The organism is Polaribacter sp. L3A8 (assembly GCF_009796785.1).
GTDB lineage: Bacteria > Bacteroidota > Bacteroidia > Flavobacteriales > Flavobacteriaceae > Polaribacter.
Genome location: NZ_CP047026.1, coordinates 1,975,076 through 1,996,813, shown reverse-complemented (window position 1 = coordinate 1,996,813; position 21,738 = coordinate 1,975,076). Strand labels below are relative to the sequence as shown.

Here is a 21,738-nt window from a genome sequence, read left to right as displayed (position 1 = left end):
AGAATAAAAGGTAAGCATAAAAAGGATGCCGTTTCAATCCCTAACGCAAACAGTAAATGATACTGTTTTTAGAACCTTACCTTGTCTTTTTCTTGCAAGGTGTTAAGAAGCTTGTAGGTGTTTTTAAGGAAATAATAAAACTAAATTGTATATGAAACCAGATATTTCTTCAAGAAAAGACATCAAATTTATTATTACAAAGTTTTATGATTTGTTATTGGCTGATAAAAAAATGATTCCTTTTTTCGAAGATATTGTAGCACAAAATCATTTAGAAGAACATTTAAACGTTATTTCTGATTTTTGGAACGACATTCTTTTCGATACAAATACCTACGCTAATAATGTGATGAAAAAGCATGTGGATAAAAATGCTTTTGTGGTTTTTAAGAAAGAACATTTTACTATTTGGATATCGTATTTTTTTGAAACGATAGATGCTAGTTTTGAAGGAGAAAATGCGCACAATATGAAGAATAGAGCAAGGTCTATAGCTACTGTTATGGAACTAAAAATGGGAGTTTATCAATAAAAACACAGATTCCTTCTAAATAAGATTTTTTTAAAACAGCTACTTTGAATATCATTTTTTATAAAGGATTTTAATGGTGTTAATTACAAAAATTGTAATTTAGAGGGCTTATATTTTTCAATAAAATAATATTAATATCAACTATGATTTCATCAAAAATAACAGGAACAGGAACTTTTATACCATCTATTAAAAAGGAAAACAAAGATTTCTTAAATGAACATTTCTTGAATGAAGATGGTACTACCTTTTCATCAGAAAATGATGTTATTATCGAAAAATTTAAAGCAATTACCGGTATAGAAGAAAGACGATACGCAAAACCAGAATATGCCTCTTCTGATTTGGCATACTTTGCAGCTCAAAAAGCAATTGAAGATGCCAATATCAATCAAGAAGATTTAGATTATATTATTATCGCTCATAATTTTGGAGACGTAAAAGTAGGTGCAGTACAAAGTGATATGTTACCAAGTCTGGCAACAAGAGTAAAACACAAGTTGGGTATTAAAAACCCTAACTGTGTTGCGTATGATATTCTTTTTTGTTGCCCAGGTTGGATAGAAGCAACCATACAAGCCCATGCATTTATTAAAGCAGGAATGGCTAAAAAATGTTTGGTTATTGGTTCTGAAACGTTGTCTAGAGTGGTAGATAAATACGATAGAGATTCTATGATTTTTAGTGATGGAGCAGGAGCTTGTATTTTAGAAGCTACAGAAGAAGCTAATGTTGGTATTTTAAGTAATGCAACGCAAACCTTTGCAAATGACGAAGCCTTTTACTTACATTACGGTAGTTCTTTTAATAAAGAAGAAAACCAAGATGTGCAGTATATTAAAATGTTAGGTAGAAAAATTTATGAATTTGCCTTGGTTCATGTTCCTGCTGCTATGAAATTTGCTTTAGATAAAAGTGGCGTAGAAATAGACGATGTTAAAAAGATATTCATTCATCAAGCCAATGAAAAAATGGACGAGGCTATTATGAAACGTTTCTTTAGATTATTTAAAAAGAAAGTTCCAGAAGGAGTAATGCCTTTAAGTATTCGTAAATTAGGAAATAGTTCTGTTGCAACCGTACCTACATTATTAGATTTGGTTTTAAAAGGAGTAATTGAGGGGCAAGAAGTAAATAAAGGAGATGTTGTTATTTTTGCTTCAGTTGGTGCAGGAATGAACATCAATGCTATTGTTTATCGTTTTTAAGACTTGATTGTTTCAGGAAAATTTACAGAGTAAAACAAAGAACTTTACATAGCTTTTTTCTTTGTGTACTTTTCGATTAGTGATGTTTTAATAATTTTACGAGTTGTTAAACAGAGGTTTACAAAGTAAAGCAATTATATATACAGAGATTTTTTTTTCGCTCTTTGTAAAAAATCTTAGCGTTCTTTTCGTTTAGTTAATTTTATTATTGTTAAAAGTTGTTACTCCAAGATACATAGCGTTTTTTCTTTGCTTCCTTAGCGAAAATACTTTTCGTTTATTTTTTTTAATATTTTTTCAGGAAGTTATTCTGGAAAAATAATATTGAGATACCAAATTACGTTAATATTTATTTCTTTGCACACTTTGCTAAAATTCTTTGTGTGCTTTGCGTTTAATTTCAAATCAATATATTATTTTTGCGCATGCAACAACACAACGTACTTATTTTAGATTTCGGATCGCAATACACACAACTAATTGCGCGAAGAGTAAGAGAATTAAACATCTACTGTGAAATTCATCCTTACAATCATCAACCAGCAAACGCAAGCGAATTTAAAGCAGTTATCTTATCAGGTAGCCCAAACTCTGTAAGAGGAGAAAATGTTTTACACCCAGATTTATCAGAAATTAGAGGAAAAAAGCCTGTTTTAGCAGTTTGTTATGGTGCTCAATATTTAGCACATTTTTCTGGCGGAAAAGTAGCTCCTTCAAATACTAGAGAATATGGTAGAGCAAACTTATCTTTTATTGAAAGTGGAGAAACTTTCTTCGAAAACATTTCAGAAGGGAGTCAGGTTTGGATGAGCCATTCAGACACTATTAAAGAATTACCAACAGGAGGAAAATTATTAGCAAGCACAAAAGATGTAGAAAATGCTGCTTATAAAATAGAAGGTGAAGAAACGTATGCAATTCAATTTCATCCAGAAGTGTATCACTCTAAAGACGGTAAACAGTTATTAGAAAACTTTTTGGTTAAAATTGCAAGAGTAGCACAAACTTGGACTCCAGATTCTTTTGTAGAAAGTACTGTAGCAGCAATTAGAGAAAAAGTAGGAAACGATAAAGTAGTTTTAGGACTTTCTGGTGGTGTAGATTCTACAGTGGCAGCAGTATTATTACACAAAGCAATTGGTAAAAACCTGTATTGTATTTTTGTTAATAATGGTCTTTTAAGAAAAAATGAGTTCGAAAGTGTACTAACTCAATACGAAGGTATGGGATTAAACGTTAAAGGTGTAGATGCATCGGCACGTTTTTTGAAAGCTTTAGAAGGATTAACAGATCCAGAGAAAAAAAGAAAAGCAATCGGAAACTCTTTTATTGAGGTTTTTGATGATGAAGCACATCAAATTACAGATGTAACTTGGTTAGCACAAGGTACTATTTATCCAGATGTTATTGAGTCTGTTTCTGTAAATGGAGGACCATCTGCAACAATTAAAAGTCATCATAATGTGGGAGGTTTACCAGATTATATGAAATTAAAAATTGTAGAGCCTTTAAGAATGATTTTTAAAGACGAAGTAAGAAGAGTAGGAGCTTCTATGGGGATTGATCCAGAATTATTAGGGCGTCATCCTTTTCCTGGACCAGGTTTAGGAATCCGTATTTTAGGAGATATTACTGCAGAAAAAGTTAGAATTTTACAAGAAGTAGACGCCGTTTTTATAAACGGATTAAAAGAAGATGGCTTGTATGATAAAGTTTGGCAAGCAGGTGCTATGTTACTGCCAGTAAACTCTGTAGGAGTAATGGGAGATGAAAGAACTTACGAAAAAGTAGTGGCTTTAAGAGCCGTAGAAAGTACAGATGGTATGACTGCAGATTGGGTAAATTTACCTTATGAGTTTTTGCAAAAAACATCTAATAAAATTATAAATCAAGTAAAAGGTGTAAACAGAGTTGTCTATGATATTAGCTCTAAACCACCTGCAACTATAGAATGGGAATAATGTATATGAAACATGTAAAATTTTTTGTTTTTCTATGTATTTTAACGTTTACTGTTTCTTGCGGTCAACAAAAAAAGTACGTTCAGTATAAAGTAAAAGAAGGTGAAACAATGAGAGGGATTGCCCAGAGATTGGACATGAAAACCAGTGATTTACTGCGCTTAAACCCAGATGTTGGCAGAAAACCAGAAGTAAATTCTGTAATTGTAATTCCGAACAAAAAAATAAAAGCATCAAATTCAGTTACAAAAGGAAAAACTGTAGATGATGAAATTTCGGATGCTGCAAAAAAAGAAGCCGCTTTAAAAAATAAAGAAGAAGAAGTTTTAAATGAACTTAAAAAGAACTTTGTTGTTTACGAAGTAAAAAAAGGAGATACTTTCTATAGTTTAACGCGTTTTTATAATGTTTCTCAAAAAGAAATAATTGCTTTAAACCCAATATTATCTGAAGGTCTAAAAGTAGGACAGGTTATAAAAATTAAACCAATAGTAGAAGGAGATGTCTCTGAAAACGATATTTACGAAGATGTTATAGAAGATAATATTTCTTTAAAAGTAGCACTACTTTTGCCATTTAGTGCAAAAGAATACAGTGGTACAGAATCAAAAGATATTTTTCAGAAAAGTAAATTAGCAAATATGGTTACCGATTTTTACTTAGGAGCAGAAATAGCTATAGATTCATTAAGAAAACAAGGAATAGAAATAGACCTAAATGTTTTTGATACAGAAAAAAATGGAACAAAAATCAGCACTATTTTAGCAGAAAATAATCTTAATAAGAATGATGTAGTTATTGGGCCGTTATATTCTGAAGAAGTAGAAATAGTTGCAAATAAGGTAAATGTACCCGTAGTGTTTCCTTTTTACTCTAAAAATCAATCTAAGTTTACAGCGTCTAAATTGATAAAAACGTCACCCGAGAAAAAAGTTTTTAGAGAAGAACTAACAGCGTATATTAAAGATAATTTTACAAAAGGAAATTTAATCTTGGTAGGTGATGGAAAATCAGATTCTAACACTTCTAATGCTATTATAAAACAATCTTTACAGTCGCACGATTCTATCAATGCTGTTCATATTCTTAAGCCTAGTAAAGGGTATATTGCCAAAGATCGTTTCTTAAAAATTTTAAAACCTAATGAAGAAAACTGGATTGTTTTAACTTCTGGAAACACTATTTTAGTAGCAGATGCTATAAATAGTTTAATTAGTTTACCAGAAAACACAAGCATCCGTGTTTTTACTTTTAATAAAGGAAAAGCTTTCGATAAAATAGCAAATTTAAAACTAGCCAAAATCAACCTAACTTATGTTAGTGATGAGTATGTAAATGAAGCTTCTGCATCTACACAGCAATTTAATAATCAATATGCTAAAAAGAACAATGCGTTGCCTTCTTTTTCGGCAACCAAAGGTTTTGATATTACCTATGATGTTTTAATTCGTTTAGCTTCTGGAGATGATTTAAAAGATACTTTTAAAGATGGAGCTTCTTTTAGGGTAGAAAGTAAGTTTGATTATTCAAGTAAAATGTTTGGTGTATCAGAAAATAACGGACTGTTTATTGTTCAGTATAATAAAGATTTAAGTTTAACGAGGTTAAAGTAGAAAAGTATTTATAAACGGAAATAGCTTCTTTTTTAGTAGCTATTTCCTGCTTTCACTACTCGCTTTTTTAGTCCTGATAAAAATCAGTACTAAAAAGAGCTCAAACAGACCGCTCAATCAGGGCTAAGCTCTTTTATAGGCCAACTACATAAAGAGTGTTTTAAGTTTTAATAAGAAAGTATTAGTCATAAAAAAAATCCGCTTTTTAGCGGATTTTTTTTATATCAGTAAAAACAAAATAGATTAAATCTTCTTCATTTGTTGTTTCATCATACCCATTTGTTCTTTAAGCATACCATGTTTGTCTAATTTTTTAGCCTCCGCCATTAAATTAACTGCTTCACGTTTACGTCTTTTTGTCATCGCAATACCCGCTAACTGTAATTTAGCCATTGCTAAATCATGATCCATTGCCAAACCTAATTTTATAGCTTTACGCAAATATTTTTCAGCTTGTGTAATATTTGTCTGACTTAATATAATTCCGTGTAAATAATTATAATACCCTTGTTGTTTTACAATTAAAGCCGCTTCAGGGTTTTTAATATAACCCAACCATTTTTGAGTTCCTTCAAAATTTTGTTTACGTAATTGTAAAAAAGCCATTAAAATAAATTCGTTTTTAAAATATAGTAAAACAAAAATTCCGGCTAGTAATAAGATAGAAATTCCGTTCATTATATTTACTTGAGTGAATTGGTACACTGCCCAAGCTGTAAGTAAACCTGCAATAGCTAATTTTATATTTTTATGAAACATATTGTTTTTTAATGTTAATTAAATCGAAAGCAAAAATACATTTTATTGCGAAACTTTATCGTTACTTTTTAAAGTATTTCTTGTATTTAAACGATGCTATAATTGTTAATATAACTAAAGCAGCAATATAAATATAAGCTTCTTGTGGTGTTACGGCTTTATCTCCACTCGCATAAGAATGCAAACCAGATAAATAAAAGTTTACTCCAAAATAAGTCATCATTATAGATAAGTAAGCAAAAGCCGCCGCAAAATTAAATGCAAGTCTACTACGTAAACCAGGTATTAAACGCATGTGTAAAACAAAAGCATAGATCATAATAGAAATTAAAGCCCAAGTTTCTTTTGGATCCCAGCCCCAATAACGTCCCCAACTTTCATTAGCCCACATTCCGCCAAGAAAGTTACCAACCGTTAGCATAACCAAACCAACGGTAACTGCCATTTCGGTAATTATTGTTAATTCTTTAATATTAAGATCCATTCTCTTTTTATTCTTTTCTGTTGTAAAGACAATAAGTAGTAAAGAAACAATACCTAAAATCATACCTAAAGAAAAAGGCCCATAACTAGCTACAATAATAGATACATGTACCATTAACCACCAAGAGTTTAGTACAGGTTGTAAATTAGCAATGGCAGGATCTAACCAGTTTTGATGTGCAAATATTAAAATAATGGCTGCTAAAAATGTTGTCGCTCCAATAGTTAATGTCGATTTTTTTCCTAAATACAAACCAAATAGCATAGTTGCCCAGGCAACATAAATAATAGACTCGTAAGCATTACTCCAAGGAGCATTTCCGCTAATGTACCATCTAGCTGCTAAGCCGAATGTGTGGAAGAGAAAACTTAGAAGGGTTAGAACAATAAGTCCTTTTACGATTAAACTAAGTGCTTTAGATTTATAGAAAAATATTTTTAAGATTTCAATAAAGATTAATAACAATCCTAAAATCATATAAAAAATAGAAGTCTTTGTAAATATGCTCCATTTATTATAAGTAATTTCTAAATCAATTTTATTTTCTGACGGATATACTTCAGCCCCAAATTTCTTTTGAAACTTTTTAATTCCGTCTAAAATTTGATTTGCTTTTGTATAATCTTTGGTTTGTTTTGCTTCTTGTAAAAGCTGAATGTAAACAGGTAAAGATTGACGAACAAAGACAGAGTCTGTTGCTTTAAAACCTGCCGTTAAAGTTTCTGGTTGAGAAACCCAAGTGTTATTATCATCATTAGGAATTGGGTAAATACGTAAAATACCACCACCAATTGCGCTATATAATAAACCTACTCGTTTATCAATTTTAATAAGGTCTTTTTCGTATTTATTTTTTACATTTTTTTTCTGTGATTCCGCTACTTGTTCTTTAATTTTATAAGCTCCGGTTGGAGTAATAAAATCAGATAAACGTGCATATTCTGTAGTTTCAGGAATACCTATCAATTGTCTAATTTTATAGTTTCCTTTTTCTAAATAAATTACAGGAACTTCAAACCACAAACGTGGGTTTTCTATAATAGATAACAAAACCTGACTAGGTTGCATGCCATTAAAGGTTTCTGTTTGACTAACTTTTCTAACCAATTCAGAAGCAAATGTGTGAGCTGGTTTCATTCGTCCACCAGCATCTTGTATTACTAGCTTATTAAAACTTTCAGCATGGTTTATATCAACTAAATTTGCTTTTAAAACAGAATCTATTTGCTGATTTGAAATGTTATTTTCTTTATGTGCTGTATGTTGACCAAAACTAAAACTAGAAATGAATAATGTTGCTACAATAGAAAGGGTCATTTTTTTCTTTCTAATTTTTTTCAAACCTTGTTTTAAGTCATTAAAACGTGTGTTTTTATCAAAAAGCATACTTATTAACCCTGTATATAATAAAGAATAGCCTAAATAAGTAATAAAGGTTCCCCAAAAATCATGATTTACAGAGAGGTGTGTTTCTTCTCTTGGTCCTGATAAGTCGTAACTAGATTGAAAAAACTTGTAGCCTTTGTGGTCTAAAATATGGTTCATGTAAATTCTATAATCAAATGTTTCTTCTGTATCTACTACGGTTACTTCACTTGCATAAGAAGCAGCACTTTCAGAACCTGGATATTTTTCTAATTGAAAGTCGTTTAGTTTTAATGAAAACGGGGTTTCTAATATTTTAGAACCGTATAACATTCTAAAATTTAATCCTCCAACAGTAAGTTCTTTAGAGCCTGCAGAATTATATTTACCACCAGTTAATTCTATTCTTTTTGTTTCGTTGTTGCTTTTAACGTCTAAAACAATAACATCTAAATTTTTACTATCTTTTTTACCACTAGTAGTTTTCATAAATCCTTTTTCAGCAGGTTTAGGAATCACAAATTGTAAGCCAGCAATATTGTGTAACGTTAAATACTGAAAATTCTGAACAGAGTCTTTTACAATGTTTCCTCTTTTTTGATCTGCCATTCTAAACCAATCACCGGCATCTTTAGAAACCATTTTTAAGTTTCCATTTTCTTTTGTAAAGTTTATAGAAGCATTGTTGTCTGGAGTATCAAAACTTACTAAAACACCGTGTATATTCTGAGTTGTTCCTTTTTTAATCCAGTGTTCATGGCGCGTACCTTCAGAAGATTCAACAAAAAATAAATGTTCAACACCGTTTTCATCCGCTACTAATTTTTTTTCTGCCCAAGGAATATAATCAACCAATTCAAAACTAAAATCTTGTGTTTTGTCTTCGTTTTTAAAATTATCTGAATAAGACCAAGAATTTTTACCCCATGCAGATAATAATATAGGTTTGTTTATTTCTGGTTTTTGAACTTTCCCGTTATCAACAATTACATTTAAATAAGTAGTTTCAGATAAGAATTTATTGGTAGATTGTCCTTCCTCAATCATCATAATACCTTCAAAGCCCATGTAACGTGTTACTCCTGCACCAATTAAAATAAAGAAAAAAGCCAAATGAAACATTAAAACAGCCCATTTTTCTTTTTTATATAATCTGTATCTAAAAATGTTTCCAAAGAAATTAATAACAAAGAATACCATAATAGCTTCAAACCACCAGGTGTTATACACGAGTGCTTTTGAGGTTTGTGTGCCAAAGTCGTTTTCTATAAATGTGGCAATTCCCATTGCAGTGGCAAAAACTATAAATAAGACTGCCATTAAACGTGTTGAGTAAAGTATACTAATAATTTTTTTCATCCTTCTGAAATGCTTTTTTAAAAGAGCAACAAATTTAAGCATAAAAGCACAAATGAACTTCTAGATATAGGTATATTTATATATTAAAGTTTTAAAAAAATCATAAAATTTATGTCTAAATATCATGTAATTCCTAATATCATAAAAGATGAAGTAGAAACAGCATTAAATTATTATCCACAGTTAAAAAAGATACCTATTCAGTTTAAATTTAAAAAAAATATTAAAAAGTCTACTATGCAAGCAAGACCCACTTTTAATAGTTTTTTTAAGCCTAAAAAAAATAGACAGTTTTTAATTTTAATTAGCGAGAAATTTAAAATTTCTGATAAAGAATTTTCTACAAGAGATATTCCTAGAGATGTTTTTATAGGATGGATTGGTCATGAATTAGGGCATATTATGGATTATCAAAATAGGAGTAAGTTAAACTTAATTTGGTTTGGACTTAAGTATTTATTTTCAGAAAAGCATATTATTTCAGCAGAAAGAGCTGCTGATGGTTTTGCTATAAAACACAAAATGGAATCGTATATTATAAAAACAAAGAATTTTATTTTAAATCATGCTGATATTTCAGAAGCATATAAAAATCGTATTAAAAGATACTATTTGTCTCCAGAAGAAATTATGGTTTTAGTGGATGATCGAAATAAATTAGAAGAAAATTTAGAGAATATAAAATAAGTATTCTAAAGGTAAAAGTAAAAACCATCACTAATTTGTGATGGTTTTTACTAAATTTTAAAAAAACTAATCTATCCAAATAGACTTTGTGTTTACAAATTCTCTAATTCCGTAACTAGAAAGCTCCCTACCATAACCACTATTTTTAATACCACCAAAAGGTAATCTTGGATCTGAAGTAACTAGTTTATTTACAAAGCTATTTCCTGCTTCTAATTGCAAAGCAATTTTTTCTCCTCTTTTAGAATTAGCCGTAAGTACACCAGAACCCAAACCAAAAGTAGAATTATTTGCAAGTTCAATAGCTTCCTCTTCATTTTTTGCTTTAATAACAGAAGCTACAGGTCCAAAAAGTTCTTCATCAAAAGCCGTCATACCAGGTTTTAGATCTGCTAAAATTGTTGCAGGATAATAAGCTCCTTTTCTATCAGGAATTTTTCCTCCTAAAATTAAATTACCACCTTGCTTAATGGTTTGTTGTACTTGCTCATCAATTTCGTTGCGTAAATCTATACGTGCCATTGGTCCGTAATAAACATCTTTGTCTGTTGGAGCACCCATTTTTGCAGCCTTCATTTTTTTTGTGAATAGCTTTAAGAAATCATCATAAATTTCTTCTAAAACAATAAAGCGTTTAGCAGCAATACACGTTTGTCCGTTATTTTGTAATCGACCAAAAGTAGCTAAATCTGTAGCTTTTTCTAAATCTACATCTTCCAGAACGATGTAGGCATCACTTCCACCTAATTCTAAAACGGTCTTTTTTAAGTTTTCTCCTGCAGTTTTAGCAACAGAACGTCCTGCTGGTTCACTTCCTGTTAAGGTTACAGCAACAATATTATTATCTTCTATAATTGCTTCTATAGCATCTGACGCTACATTTAAGTTTGTAAAAACTCCTTCGGGAAAACCAGCTTCTGCAAAGGCTTCTTCTAAAGCAAAGGCACAACCTTGTACGTTAGACGCGTGTTTTAAAACACCTGTATTTCCTGTCATTACTGCTGGTGTGGCAAAACGAATAACTTGGTAAAAAGGGAAATTCCATGGCATTATAGCTAAAGTAACTCCTAAGGGCTGAAACGTTACATAACTTTTACTTGCTTCTGTTTCTACTATTTTATCGGCTAATAATTCCGTGATGTTATCTGCATAATACCTACAGATTAAAGCACATTTTTCTATTTCTTTACGAGATTGTTCAATTACTTTTCCCATTTCTTGGGTAGCCAATTGTGCGTATTTCTCTTTGTTATTATCAAAGATATCAGCCAGTTTGTGCATCAACTTAGATCGTTCTTCTAAACTTGTTTTTTTCCAAGATTTATAAGCATCGCTTGCTTTTGCAACTTTTTCTTTTGTTGTTTTTTCTGAAATTCTGTTATAAGTTGTAATTTCCTCCTCTGTGGCAGGGTTTATAGTGGTGATTGTTTTCATAATTTTATTTTTTAGAATTTTCACTTAGTAATACATTTAATATTTCATGATTTAATGAATAATCTACAGCTAAATCAATTACATGTACTCCTTTTAAATTTAATGTTTTTGTTAAAGTTTCTTCGAACTCTGATCCGGATGTAGGCCTGTGTCCAATAGCTCCAAAACTTTCTGCATATTTTACAAAATCTGGGTTTTTATATTCTAGTCCAAATTTAGGGAATCCTTCTCCTTCTTGTTTCCATTCTATCATTCCGTAAGCGTTATCATTCAAAATAATAATAACCAAATCTAAATCCATTCGAACGGCAGTTTCTAATTCCTGAGAATTCATCATAAAACCACCATCACCGTTAATAGAAATAACTTTTTTATGGGGGTGTAATTCTTTTGCCATCATTGCTGAAGGAAAACCTGCGCCCATTGTTGCCAAAGCGTTGTCTAGTAGTAAAGTGTTTTGAGCATAAGCAGGGTAGTTTCTAGCAAACCAAATTTTATAAATTCCGTTGTCTAGCGTTACAATTCCATCTTTTGGTAAAATGTTTCTTGTAATTTCTACCAAACGTTGTGGTAGCATTGGAAAGCGATTGTCATCTTTGTATTTAGAGAGATGACATAATACATTGTCTTTCACTTTTAAGAAAAAGTCAAGATTCCATTTTTTCGCATTCGATTTTAACTCTTTTGTTAATTGATGAATACTTGTTGCAATATCTCCAATTACATTTAACTGTGGAAAATAAACCTCATGAACTTCTGCAGCAAAAAAGTTAATATGAATCACTTTTCTTTTGTCATCAGGATTCATAACAAATGGAGGTTTTTCTATAGTATCATGACCAACATTTATAATTAAATCTGCAGCTTCTATGGCTTCATGTAAAAAATCGTTTGAAGATAGTGCAGCAGTTCCTAAATAAAGCGGATTCCTTTCGTCAATAATTCCTTTCCCCATTTGTGTGTTAAAAAAAGGAATTCCTAATTGATCTACGAAATTAGTTAAAGCTTCACTGGCTCTTTTTCTATTTGCTCCAGCGCCAATTAATAATAAAGGTTTTTTGGCTGAAAGAATCATCTCTTTTGCTTCTAAGATGGAACTTGTATTTGCTGATGGGATTTTAGCGCTATTTACATTAAAATATTGCGGATTCTCAACGATTTCTTTACATACGTCTTCCGGAATTTCTATATGCACAGCACCTGGTCTTTCTTCTTGAGAAACTCTAAAGGCTTCTCTAATGATTGCACTTGCATTTTTACCATAGGTTATTTGTTTAGAAAACTTTGTAAGTGGTTGCATCATCTCTAAAATGTCTACAATTTGAAATTTACCTTGTTTGCTTTCTTTTATTGGTTTTTGTCCTGTAAGCACTACCATTGGCATTGCGCCCAATTGTGCATAAGCTGTAGGCGTCATTAAATTGGTTGCACCAGGGCCTAATGTAGACATGCAAACTCCAGGTTTTCCTGTAAGTCTGCCATAAGTTGCTGCCATAAAGCCCGCTCCTTGTTCGTGTCTGGTAAGTATTAATTTTATTTTATCAGATTTCCTGATGGATTCTAAAAGGTCTAAATTTTCTTCGCCAGGTAAGCCAAAAATATATTCTACGCCTTCATTCTCTAAAGATTTTATAATAATATCTGAAGTTTTCATTTTAGTAAGTTTAAAAGTTAATTTTAGTTTTTTATGAATTATGCTTTGTGAACAAACTTTTCCCATTCGGAAAACTTTTCTTCTTTCATTACACGTTCCATTTTTACTTGTCCACCTTTTTTCTTGTTATTGTCATTCCAGTCATGAAATGTTTCAACAGGAATTACGGTAACCTTGACACCTTTTAATGCTTTACTTCTAGCAACTTTGTAATTATTATTTGCTTCTTTTAGAAAGTCATCTAAAGTAGTTGCAATTTTGTTATTATCATCCATCATTTCAGAACCTAAATACCAAGAATGATAAAACTCACCATCTTCAAATCGTTTTGCACAAATAGTATATTCTGTAATTTTTGTGGATAATTTTTCTTCTAAATGCTTAATAGCATCATCCATTTTATTAACTGATAATTGAGATCCAACAGTATTTAAGAAGAATTTAGTACGTCCTGTAATCTTAATTTCAGCCTTTTCTACATCTGTAAATTTAATGGTATCACCTATTAAATAACGCCAAGCTCCACTCACGGTACTTATAATTAAAATGTAATCGGTGTCTGTTTCAACCTGTTCTAAAGTTAAAGAAGGTGCATTTTGTTTGATAGATCCATCCTCATTTATGTAATCTGGATTCATAGGAACAAATTCAAAATAAATACCATTCTCGGTGTTTAACTGCATTGCATCGGTTTCTGGTCTTACTTGTGTAGCAATATATCCTTCGGAAGCCAAATAAGTGTCTATAACCGTAACGGGTTTTCCTAATAATGCTTTAAAACTTTTTTCATAAGGACCAAAAGCAACACCACCGGAAGTGTACACTTGAAGATTTGGCCAGATTTCATGAATGTTTTCTAATTGATGAAACTCAATAACTCTCTGCATCATTAACTCTATCCACGAAGGTATTCCGCTTAAAGCACCAATATCCCATGATTTAGCATTTTCTGCAATGTGTTGCACTCGCTCGTCCCAATTTTCAATCTTGGCAATTTCTTCTCCGGGTTTGTAATAACCTTTAAACCAAAAAGGAATATTACTAGCGCTAATTCCACTTATCTCTCCCTCAAAGTGATCGTCTTTTTCATCTAAATCTGTAGAGCTTCCTAACATCATAATATCTTTCTCGAAGAAATCTACAGGTAAATCAAAGTTATTTAAAGAAGTAACTTGTTTTATTCCAGAACTTTTTATGGCAGCAATCATTTCATCCGTAACTGGAATTCTTTTACTCTTTTTACCTGTGGTACCAGAGCTTAAAGCAAAATAAGATGGACTTCCGACCCAAGTTACATTTTCTTCACCATTATGAATTTTATACCACCATTTTTTGTTGATTGAGTTATAATCGAAATAAGGAACTTCATCTGCAAAAGAGGTTTGTATATCATCGCTTAAAAGAATGGATTCAAAATTATAAGCTTCACCAAATTGAGTTTCTTTGGCTGTTTCAAGTAGGTTTTGTAAAACTTCTTTTTGAGCTTCTACGTGGTTTGTTTCTGATGAAAGTGTATCAGTTAAATTGATAATTCCTTTTATAATATTTCCTAAGATTGCCATAGTTTATGTTTTTTACAAAGATCAAGATTGTATTGCTATTAGATTAACTCGTATCGTGGAAAAAAGAGTCCATTAGAGTTTTTGATTTGAGTTAAAATCTAAATGATTTGCAGTACTTTTTTCTATGTAATTTCTTTTATTTTGTGATGAACCTAAATTATATATAAAATGAATAACGATAAAAATGAATTAGAAATAATAAAAAAATACCAAGAAAAAGGGTATACCAATAATTATAGAGTGGTAGATGGAGCGCTAATTGATAACAATACAAAAAGTAAGTACAAGCCTACTGGAATTTTTATTGTAGCAGAACATCGTTTTGAAGGAATGAGTAATCCAGCAGATATGTCTATATTATATGTCGTTGTAACAAAAGATGATGCTAAAGGTACTTTTTTAGCTTCTTATGGAGGAGCATCGAGCACCGAAGCAGCAGAATTCTTTAATAAAATTCCAAAAGAAAATGTTTCAAATAAAGAAAATGTATTTATGTAAAAGGTGTTTTTTATTCAGTAACACCATCAATTAAAAGGGTTAATAAGTCAATGGCAGCTTGAGCTATTTTAGTTCCAGTGCCAAAAATACCAGCAGCACCAGCATCTAGTAAAAATTGATAATCATTAGGCGGTATTACACCACCAACAATAACCATTATATCTTCTCGTCCATATTTTTTTAGTTCTGCTATAACCTGCGGAACTAATGTTTTATGACCAGCAGCTAAAGAAGAGATGCCTAAAATATGAACATCATTTTCTATTGCTTGCTTTGTTGCTTCTTTTGGTGTTTGAAATAACGGGCCAATATCTACATCAAAACCTAAATCGGCATAACCTGTTGCTACTACTTTTGCGCCTCTGTCATGACCATCTTGCCCTAGTTTAGAAATCATAATTCTTGGACGCCTTCCTTCTAATTCTGCAAATTTGTCTGTTAATTCTGCTGCTTGCTTAAAAAGTTTATTGTCTTTTATTTCTTTGCTATACACACCAGAAATTGTTTTATTAACCGCTTTATGTCTTCCGAAAACTACTTCTAGCGCATCAGAAATTTCACCTAAAGTAGCTCTGTTTTTAGCAGCTATTACAGCTAGTTTTAACAAGTTTTCTTCACCAGATGTAGCAGCATTCGTTAAAGCTATTAAAGATTTATTAACCTCTGTATTGTTTCTAGTTGCTTTTAATAGATTTAATCTTTCAATTTGAGAATTACGGACAGCTTCATTATCAACTTCTAAAAGATGTAATGGATCTTCTTTTTTTAATTGATATTTATTAACCCCAACAATAATGTCTTTTTCGTTATCTATTTTTGCTTGTTTTATAGCTGCAGCTTCCTCAATTCGCATTTTAGGAATTCCTTTTTCAATGGCTTTTGTCATGCCACCTAATTCAGAAATTTCAGTAATTAACTCCCAAGCCTTGTTGGCAATATCTTCTGTTAGTTTTTCTAGGTGATAACTTCCTGCCCAAGGATCTACCGTTTTTGTAATATGTGTTTCTTGTTGTAAGTATATTTGTGTATTTCTTGCAATTCTTGCAGAAAAATCTGTAGGTAAAGCAATTGCTTCATCTAAAGCATTGGTGTGTAAACTTTGCGTGCCGCCAAAAGCAGCAGCCATTGCTTCAATAGTTGTTCTGGCAATATTATTAAAAGGATCTTGTGCTGTTAAAGACCAACCACTTGTTTGGCAGTGTGTTCTTAGTGTTAAAGATTTTTGGTTTTTAGGGTTAAATTGTTTTACTATTTTTGCCCACAACATTCTTGCAGCTCGTAGTTTTGCAATCTCCGTAAAATGATCCATGCCAATTGCCCAAAAGAAAGATAATCTTGGTGCAAAAGAATCTATTTCCATTCCTGCTTCAATTCCTTTTTTTAGATATTCTAACCCATCTGCCAATGTATATGCCAATTCAATTTCTGCCGTAGCACCAGCTTCTTGCATGTGATAACCAGAAATAGAAATGGAATTAAATTTTGGCATTTTTTTACTGGTATATTTAAAAATATCAGCAATAATTTTCATTGATGGAGTAGGTGGATAAATATAGGTGTTTCTAACCATAAATTCCTTTAGAATATCATTCTGAATCGTACCAGATAATAGATCTAAAGAAACACCTTGTTCTTCTGCTGCCACAATATAAAATGCTAAAATGGGTAAAACTGCACCATTCATAGTCATAGAAACAGACATTTTATCTAACGGAATTTTGTTAAATAAAATTTTCATATCTTCTACAGAATCTATGGCTACACCTGCTTTACCAACATCTCCTTGTACGCGCTCATGATCAGAATCATAACCTCTGTGGGTTGCTAAATCGAAAGCAACAGATAAGCCTTTTTGACCTGCTTCTAAATTTCTTCTATAAAAAGCATTGCTTTCTTCTGCAGTAGAAAAACCTGCATATTGTCTAATAGTCCAAGGTTTTCTTACATACATTGTTGCATAAGGACCTCTTAAATTTGGAGCAATACCAGCAACAAATCCTTCTTGTATAAAAGAAGGATTTGTTGTTTTTTTAGCGTTTTTTAGTGTTATATGTTGTAGTTCTTTTCTACTCATCTACGGTATTTTCCTCTAGTTTCATGAGGTTGTATAATTGAATACCAAGGTCTTTGGATTCTTTTTGTTTTTTATTAATTGTAATGTAGCTTTTTAATAAGAATAAAAATAAAAATGAACACAAAAGCACAACAGCACTCATTACAAAGTTAACGCCGTTACCAAAGAAATGAAAAAAATTATCTTCTAAAAAATAAAGGCTAACTGCTACGAAAAAAATAAAACCAACGATATATTTTGGAAGTTTATTTTTCATTTGTTGCACCTCTAATTTTAATTCATTCTGTTTTTTTTGTTTAAAAAGAATTTCTTTGTTTTTATCCATACTTTATTTTTTTATGATTTTTCAGAATCTAATCTTTCTTTTTCTAACGATTCAGAAAGTCGGTTTCTAGTTAAAGGAGGGAGTAATGTTTTTATATTTCTTTGTTTAACAAAAGGATACAATACTAATTCTTGCAGCATTTTATCTTCTTTGTTTTGTTGCAAATTTGTTCCTAAAAGTATGATTTCTTTTTTTAAGAAATCTATTTCTTCTTTTTTTGCATTTTCTTTAATTTTTTTCTGAATGGTACCTGCTTTTAATAATTTTAAAAAGCCACCACTTTTTTCAATTTGCTTAAAAAGAACTAATGCGTTGTTAGCTAATTGTTGTGTTATAGATTCTATATAATAAGAGCCTTCTGCAAAATCTTGCGCTTCTTGTAGGTAACTTTCTTGTTGTAGTATTAGTAATTGATTTCTAGAAATACGTTCGCCAAATTCATTTGATTTATGATAAACAGCATCATAAGAAATATTAGAGATAGTGTTTGAACCACCTAAAATTGCACTCATACATTCTGATGTTGTTCTTAATAAATTTACATTATAATCATAGATGGTTTTATTTCTTAAGCTTGGTTGTACAAAAATGTGAGCTTCTAAATCTGCTATATTATATTCTTCTAAAAGGGCTGTCCATAAAATTCTAAATGCTCTTAATTTTGCAATTTCGAAAAAATAATTACTTCCTACAGAGAAAGAAAAACTTATTTTTTCTGCAACCGTACTTCCGTATTTATTTAAATACTCATTTGCATGTGCTAAAGAGTAGGCAAGTTGCTGCGTAATGTTAGCGCCACAATTTTGATATAAATCACTCGAAACCGAAATACAATTTTTAGATTTACTTACAATTCTATCTAACTTTATAAAATCTTCTTTTAAATTATAAAACCAATTGCCTGTTTCTGCTAAGTTTCCAATAACATCTGTTTGAAAATAGGTTTTATCAGAATTTATAAATTCTGATATTTTAAGTTGAAAGGAGTCATTTAAAAAATTGAAATGAAAATAAATGAAAATCTCTTTTACATTTATTGTAAGTAGTAATTTTTTGTAATCGAAAGGTTTGTTTGCGGTAAATTGAATAGAATTGGCGCCTCTTTTAAGGGCGTCAATCGCTAAAGAATTTGCTATTTTTTCATCATCAACAAATATTGTTTGACAGATATTAAATCCGTTTTTTGGTGTTTCTACCTTTATATTTGTTCTGTCTTCTGCTGTGTAAAAAGGCTTTACAACAATTCCTTCTTGAGTTTTCCATAGTAATGTTTCATTATAATCTGCACCTTTTAAATCTACCTGAATTTTATTTTTCCAGGCAGCAGGTGTTGTTTTTATAAAATCATCAAAAAGAGAAGTACTCATTTATTTTTTTATTGTATCAAATTCTATTAAATAGATATCTTCATTTTCTTTTTTCATTAAATACTTTTCTCTAGCAAAACGTTCTAGTTGAAGCGAATCTCCTAGCTTTTTTATTGTTGCTTTGTCTTCTGCTATTTTCTTTTCGTAGAAAGATATTGTGCTCTCTAGACTTTCTATTTCATTGTCGAATTTTTTATGAACTAAGTAAGAGTTTTCGTCAATAAAAAACATCCATATTAAAAAAGGGATTAAGATTATAACAAAAGCATTTGTCATAATTTTTACTATTTTATTTTGTTTGAATTTATTGAAAGACATCATAATTATAAACGATCATTAATTACGGTTCTTACCACATCAATAGCTACTGTATTGTGTTTGTTATTGGGTATAATAATATCGGCAAAATTTTTGGTTGGTTCTATAAATTGCAGGTGCATCGGTTTTAAAGTGTCTTGGTATCTGTTTAAAACTTCATCAATATCTCTGCCTCTTTCTGTAATATCTCTTCTAATTCTTCTAATTAATCGTTCATCTGTATCTGCATGTACAAATATTTTAATATCAAACAAATCTCTTAAAGCTTCATTATTTAATATTAAAATTCCTTCAACAATAACTACTTTTCTAGGGTGTGTTTTTATGGTATCTGTTGTTCTGTTATGTGTTACAAAAGAATACACAGGTTGTTCAATTGTTTTACCAGATTTTAATTTCTTTAAATGTTTAACAATTAAGTCAAAATCAATAGCCCTTGGGTGATCAAAATTAATTTTAGATCTTTCTTCATAAGACATGTTTACCGTTTCGTTGTAGTAAGAATCTTGTGAAATTACACAAACTTCATTAGTTGGTAGTTGTTTAATAATTTGATTTACAACAGTTGTTTTTCCGCTTCCCGTACCTCCGGCAATTCCGATAATGAGCATATAATTATGATTAGGATAATTAATTGTCTAAAATAATAAAGATTTTACAATTATTTATGGTTTTTTTAATCTTAAATAGGTTCTTTTTTTAAATGAACGGTTAAAATTTAGGAAACCTAAAAAAACGAAAAATCTTAAAAAATAATAGTTTGTTTTATTTAATATTTCACATAAAAAAAGTCTCAAAAAATATTTTTTGAGACTTTTAAAATTTGAGCCGATGGAGGGACTCGAACCCACGACCTGCTGATTACAAATCAGCTGCTCTAGCCAGCTGAGCTACATCGGCTTTTATTTTGAGAGCGCAAATTAAATGCAATTATTAGTATCTACCAAATAAAATTTCATTTTTTTTCATAAAAAAGCTTCAAATATATTTTGAAGCTTTTAAAACAAGAATAATTTATATAAAACAGAAAAATTGTTTAATCATAATCTTTCCATGTTACCTTTACAAAACGCAAACTTGTTTCGTTTGTTGTTTATGGTTTCTGTTTAAATGAATATCGTTGTATATATTTAGATTAAAAATAATTTTTTCAACTACTTTATTCATGATTTTTATTTTTATGAAACTTCATAACTATTTCTAATTAATAGCCGATTTTTTAAGGTAAACTAAAAATCTACCAATGCTTTTTTATAAGTTTCTAAACAGCGTTCTCTGGCAAGTTTGTGTTCAACTATTGGTGCAGGATAGGTGAGTTCTTGAAAGTCTGGAACCCATTTTTTAATGTAATTTAAATCTTTATCAAATTTTTGAATTTGAGTTGTAGGGTTAAAAATTCTAAAATAAGGAGCTGCATCAACACCTGTGCCTGCAACCCATTGCCAATTACCAATATTGCTAGCTTGTTCATAATCGTGTAGTTTTTCTGCAAAATAGGCTTCTCCCCATCTCCAGTCTATTAATAAATGTTTGCAAAGAAAGCTACCTACTAACATCCTTACTCTGTTGTGCATAAAACCTGTTTGGTTTAACTCCCTCATTCCTGCATCTACTAACGGATAACCGGTTTCTCCTTTACACCAAGTTTCGAATTCATCTTCATTGTTTCTCCATAGAATTCTATCGTATTTCGGTTTAAAACTATCTTTAGTGGTATGTGGAAAATGCCATAAAATTTGCATAAAAAATTCGCGCCAAATCAATTCCTTTAAGAAAGTAATATCATTGCTTTTCGAAGCTTTATCGGCTATTTTACGAATACTAACAGTTCCGAAACGCAAATGTGTACCTAATTTTGAAGTACTATCTTTTGCAGGGAAATTTCTCGTTTCTTCATATTGATCTATTAACCCTGATGAAATGTTATAAGACGCTATCTTTATAGAAGATGTTGTAAAACCAATCTCATTTAAGGTTAATAATTGATTTTTTTTGCTTTTGTTGAAATTTTCAAAATGTTCTTCTGATGGATACAATTGAATTCCTTTAAAATGAAAAGCTTCTAGCCATTTTTTTGAGTAAGGTGTGTAAACTTTATACGGCGTTCCATCTTTTTTTACAATTTCATTTCTTTCAAAGATTACTTGGTCTTTATAGGTTTTAAAATTGATGTTTTTTGATGTTAGAAGTTGTTTAACTTCTAAATCTCTTTTGATAGCATAAGGTTCATAATCATGATTTGTATAAACAGTTTCTATTGCATATTTTTCTGATAGTGAATTGTAAATATCAATTGTTTTACCATAATACACCTCTAAAGCGCTACCTATTTCTAGTAATTGTAGATTGATTTTTTTGATTTCTTGATAAATAAATGAAACACGACTATCATTTTTTTGTAGTTTACTTAGAATCTCTTTATCAAAAATAAAAATTGGAAGTACTTTTTTACCTGATTTTAGTGCATGGAATAATCCACAATTGTCATCTAACCGTAAATCTCTTCTGAACCAAAAAATAGTTGTTTTTTCACTCATT

17 protein-coding genes and 1 tRNA gene are annotated in these 21,738 nt (G+C 30.6%); 6 read left to right on the top strand and 12 right to left on the bottom strand.

The window, feature by feature from the left end; translation table 11 throughout:
• The first annotated feature begins 151 nt into the window (after nt 1-151).
• The 4 genes from GQR92_RS08255 to GQR92_RS08240 all read left to right on the top strand — a co-directional run bounded on the left by GQR92_RS08255 (nt 152) and on the right by GQR92_RS08240 (nt 5,314).
• On the top strand, nt 152-532 hold the full coding sequence (locus GQR92_RS08255) for a group III truncated hemoglobin (RefSeq protein ID WP_158838664.1): 381 nt from the start codon (nt 152-154) through the stop codon (nt 530-532).
• Between the two features lie 143 nt (nt 533-675).
• On the top strand, nt 676-1,740 hold the full coding sequence (locus GQR92_RS08250) for a 3-oxoacyl-ACP synthase III family protein (RefSeq protein ID WP_158838662.1): 1,065 nt from the start codon (nt 676-678) through the stop codon (nt 1,738-1,740).
• Between the two features lie 425 nt (nt 1,741-2,165).
• On the top strand, nt 2,166-3,701 hold the full coding sequence (gene guaA, locus GQR92_RS08245; protein ID WP_158838660.1) for a glutamine-hydrolyzing GMP synthase: 1,536 nt from the start codon (nt 2,166-2,168) through the stop codon (nt 3,699-3,701).
• 5 nt (nt 3,702-3,706) lie between these two features.
• Nucleotides 3,707-5,314, top strand: a complete 1,608-nt coding sequence (locus tag GQR92_RS08240; protein ID WP_233270074.1) for a LysM peptidoglycan-binding domain-containing protein — start codon at nt 3,707-3,709, stop codon at nt 5,312-5,314.
• A 243-nt stretch (nt 5,315-5,557) separates the two neighbouring features.
• Here the strand turns inward: GQR92_RS08240 and GQR92_RS08235 are convergent, their stop codons facing one another.
• Both GQR92_RS08235 and ccsA read right to left on the bottom strand, forming a co-directional pair.
• A complete protein-coding gene (locus GQR92_RS08235; RefSeq protein ID WP_158838656.1) occupies nt 5,558-6,073 on the bottom strand; it encodes a DUF2892 domain-containing protein in 516 nt (171 codons plus the stop codon).
• A 61-nt stretch (nt 6,074-6,134) separates the two neighbouring features.
• The gene (gene ccsA, locus GQR92_RS08230; RefSeq protein ID WP_158838654.1) at nt 6,135-9,281 is read right to left on the bottom strand and encodes a cytochrome c biogenesis protein CcsA; all 3,147 of its coding nucleotides are present in this window, start codon (nt 9,279-9,281) and stop codon (nt 6,135-6,137) included.
• 111 nt (nt 9,282-9,392) lie between these two features.
• On the opposite strand from ccsA, the gene GQR92_RS08225 reads away from it, so the two are divergent.
• The gene (locus GQR92_RS08225; RefSeq protein ID WP_158838652.1) at nt 9,393-9,968 is read left to right on the top strand and encodes a hypothetical protein; all 576 of its coding nucleotides are present in this window, start codon (nt 9,393-9,395) and stop codon (nt 9,966-9,968) included.
• Between the two features lie 66 nt (nt 9,969-10,034).
• On the opposite strand, the gene GQR92_RS08220 is transcribed toward GQR92_RS08225, so the two are convergent.
• From GQR92_RS08220 to GQR92_RS08210, 3 genes are read right to left on the bottom strand one after another with little or no spacing between them, the layout of a single operon-like run.
• Nucleotides 10,035-11,402, bottom strand: a complete 1,368-nt coding sequence (locus GQR92_RS08220) for an NAD-dependent succinate-semialdehyde dehydrogenase (protein WP_158838651.1) — start codon at nt 11,400-11,402, stop codon at nt 10,035-10,037.
• 4 nt (nt 11,403-11,406) lie between these two features.
• On the bottom strand, nt 11,407-13,056 hold the full coding sequence (locus GQR92_RS08215; RefSeq protein ID WP_158838650.1) for an acetolactate synthase large subunit: 1,650 nt from the start codon (nt 13,054-13,056) through the stop codon (nt 11,407-11,409).
• A gap of 38 nt (nt 13,057-13,094) precedes the next feature.
• Complete coding sequence (locus tag GQR92_RS08210; RefSeq protein WP_158838649.1) at nt 13,095-14,618, bottom strand: GH3 family domain-containing protein; 1,524 nt, start codon at nt 14,616-14,618, stop codon at nt 13,095-13,097.
• A gap of 168 nt (nt 14,619-14,786) precedes the next feature.
• Here GQR92_RS08210 and GQR92_RS08205 point away from each other — a divergent pair, with 168 nt between their 5' ends.
• Nucleotides 14,787-15,116 carry a hypothetical protein gene (locus GQR92_RS08205; RefSeq protein WP_158838648.1) on the top strand — a complete coding sequence of 110 codons (330 nt, stop codon included), beginning with the start codon at nt 14,787-14,789 and terminating at the stop codon, nt 15,114-15,116.
• 10 nt (nt 15,117-15,126) lie between these two features.
• Here GQR92_RS08205 and scpA read toward each other — a convergent pair whose 3' ends face one another.
• From scpA to GQR92_RS08170, 7 genes are all read right to left on the bottom strand, one after another.
• On the bottom strand, nt 15,127-17,190 hold the full coding sequence (scpA, locus tag GQR92_RS08200) for a methylmalonyl-CoA mutase (protein ID WP_158838647.1): 2,064 nt from the start codon (nt 17,188-17,190) through the stop codon (nt 15,127-15,129).
• A complete protein-coding gene (locus tag GQR92_RS08195; protein WP_158838646.1) occupies nt 17,183-17,515 on the bottom strand; it encodes a hypothetical protein in 333 nt (110 codons plus the stop codon). The genes scpA and GQR92_RS08195 overlap by 8 nt, the downstream gene beginning before the upstream one ends.
• An 11-nt stretch (nt 17,516-17,526) precedes the next feature.
• Nucleotides 17,527-18,882 carry a methylmalonyl-CoA mutase subunit beta gene (locus tag GQR92_RS08190; RefSeq protein ID WP_158838645.1) on the bottom strand — a complete coding sequence of 452 codons (1,356 nt, stop codon included), beginning with the start codon at nt 18,880-18,882 and terminating at the stop codon, nt 17,527-17,529.
• The gene (locus tag GQR92_RS08185; RefSeq protein ID WP_233270072.1) at nt 18,883-19,158 is read right to left on the bottom strand and encodes an FtsB family cell division protein; all 276 of its coding nucleotides are present in this window, start codon (nt 19,156-19,158) and stop codon (nt 18,883-18,885) included.
• A 47-nt stretch (nt 19,159-19,205) separates the two neighbouring features.
• The gene (gene udk, locus GQR92_RS08180) at nt 19,206-19,811 is read right to left on the bottom strand and encodes a uridine kinase (RefSeq protein ID WP_158838644.1); all 606 of its coding nucleotides are present in this window, start codon (nt 19,809-19,811) and stop codon (nt 19,206-19,208) included.
• Nucleotides 19,812-20,026: 215 nt separating this feature from the next.
• A tRNA-Thr gene (locus GQR92_RS08175) sits at nt 20,027-20,100 on the bottom strand.
• 329 nt (nt 20,101-20,429) lie between these two features.
• Nucleotides 20,430-21,737, bottom strand: a complete 1,308-nt coding sequence (locus GQR92_RS08170; protein ID WP_158838643.1) for a cryptochrome/photolyase family protein — start codon at nt 21,735-21,737, stop codon at nt 20,430-20,432.
• Nucleotide 21,738: the final 1 nt, after the last annotated feature.

Coding starts and splice junctions, on each gene's coding strand:
- guaA (WP_158838660.1), top strand. CDS start 2,166: ATGCAACAACACAACGTACTTATTTTAGATTTCGGATCGCAATACACA.
- GQR92_RS08235 (WP_158838656.1), bottom strand. CDS start 6,073: ATGTTTCATAAAAATATAAAATTAGCTATTGCAGGTTTACTTACAGCT.
- GQR92_RS08210 (WP_158838649.1), bottom strand. CDS start 14,618: ATGGCAATCTTAGGAAATATTATAAAAGGAATTATCAATTTAACTGAT.
- GQR92_RS08205 (WP_158838648.1), top strand. CDS start 14,787: ATGAATAACGATAAAAATGAATTAGAAATAATAAAAAAATACCAAGAA.
- GQR92_RS08190 (WP_158838645.1), bottom strand. CDS start 18,882: ATGAGTACTTCTCTTTTTGATGATTTTATAAAAACAACACCTGCTGCC.
- udk (WP_158838644.1), bottom strand. CDS start 19,811: ATGCTCATTATCGGAATTGCCGGAGGTACGGGAAGCGGAAAAACAACT.
- GQR92_RS08225 (WP_158838652.1), top strand. CDS start 9,393: ATGTCTAAATATCATGTAATTCCTAATATCATAAAAGATGAAGTAGAA.
- GQR92_RS08255 (WP_158838664.1), top strand. CDS start 152: ATGAAACCAGATATTTCTTCAAGAAAAGACATCAAATTTATTATTACA.
- scpA (WP_158838647.1), bottom strand. CDS start 17,190: ATGAGTAGAAAAGAACTACAACATATAACACTAAAAAACGCTAAAAAA.
- GQR92_RS08220 (WP_158838651.1), bottom strand. CDS start 11,402: ATGAAAACAATCACCACTATAAACCCTGCCACAGAGGAGGAAATTACA.
- GQR92_RS08215 (WP_158838650.1), bottom strand. CDS start 13,056: ATGAAAACTTCAGATATTATTATAAAATCTTTAGAGAATGAAGGCGTA.
- GQR92_RS08195 (WP_158838646.1), bottom strand. CDS start 17,515: ATGGATAAAAACAAAGAAATTCTTTTTAAACAAAAAAAACAGAATGAA.
- ccsA (WP_158838654.1), bottom strand. CDS start 9,281: ATGAAAAAAATTATTAGTATACTTTACTCAACACGTTTAATGGCAGTC.
- GQR92_RS08185 (WP_233270072.1), bottom strand. CDS start 19,158: ATGACAAATGCTTTTGTTATAATCTTAATCCCTTTTTTAATATGGATG.
- GQR92_RS08240 (WP_233270074.1), top strand. CDS start 3,707: ATGAAACATGTAAAATTTTTTGTTTTTCTATGTATTTTAACGTTTACT.
- GQR92_RS08170 (WP_158838643.1), bottom strand. CDS start 21,737: ATGAGTGAAAAAACAACTATTTTTTGGTTCAGAAGAGATTTACGGTTA.
- GQR92_RS08250 (WP_158838662.1), top strand. CDS start 676: ATGATTTCATCAAAAATAACAGGAACAGGAACTTTTATACCATCTATT.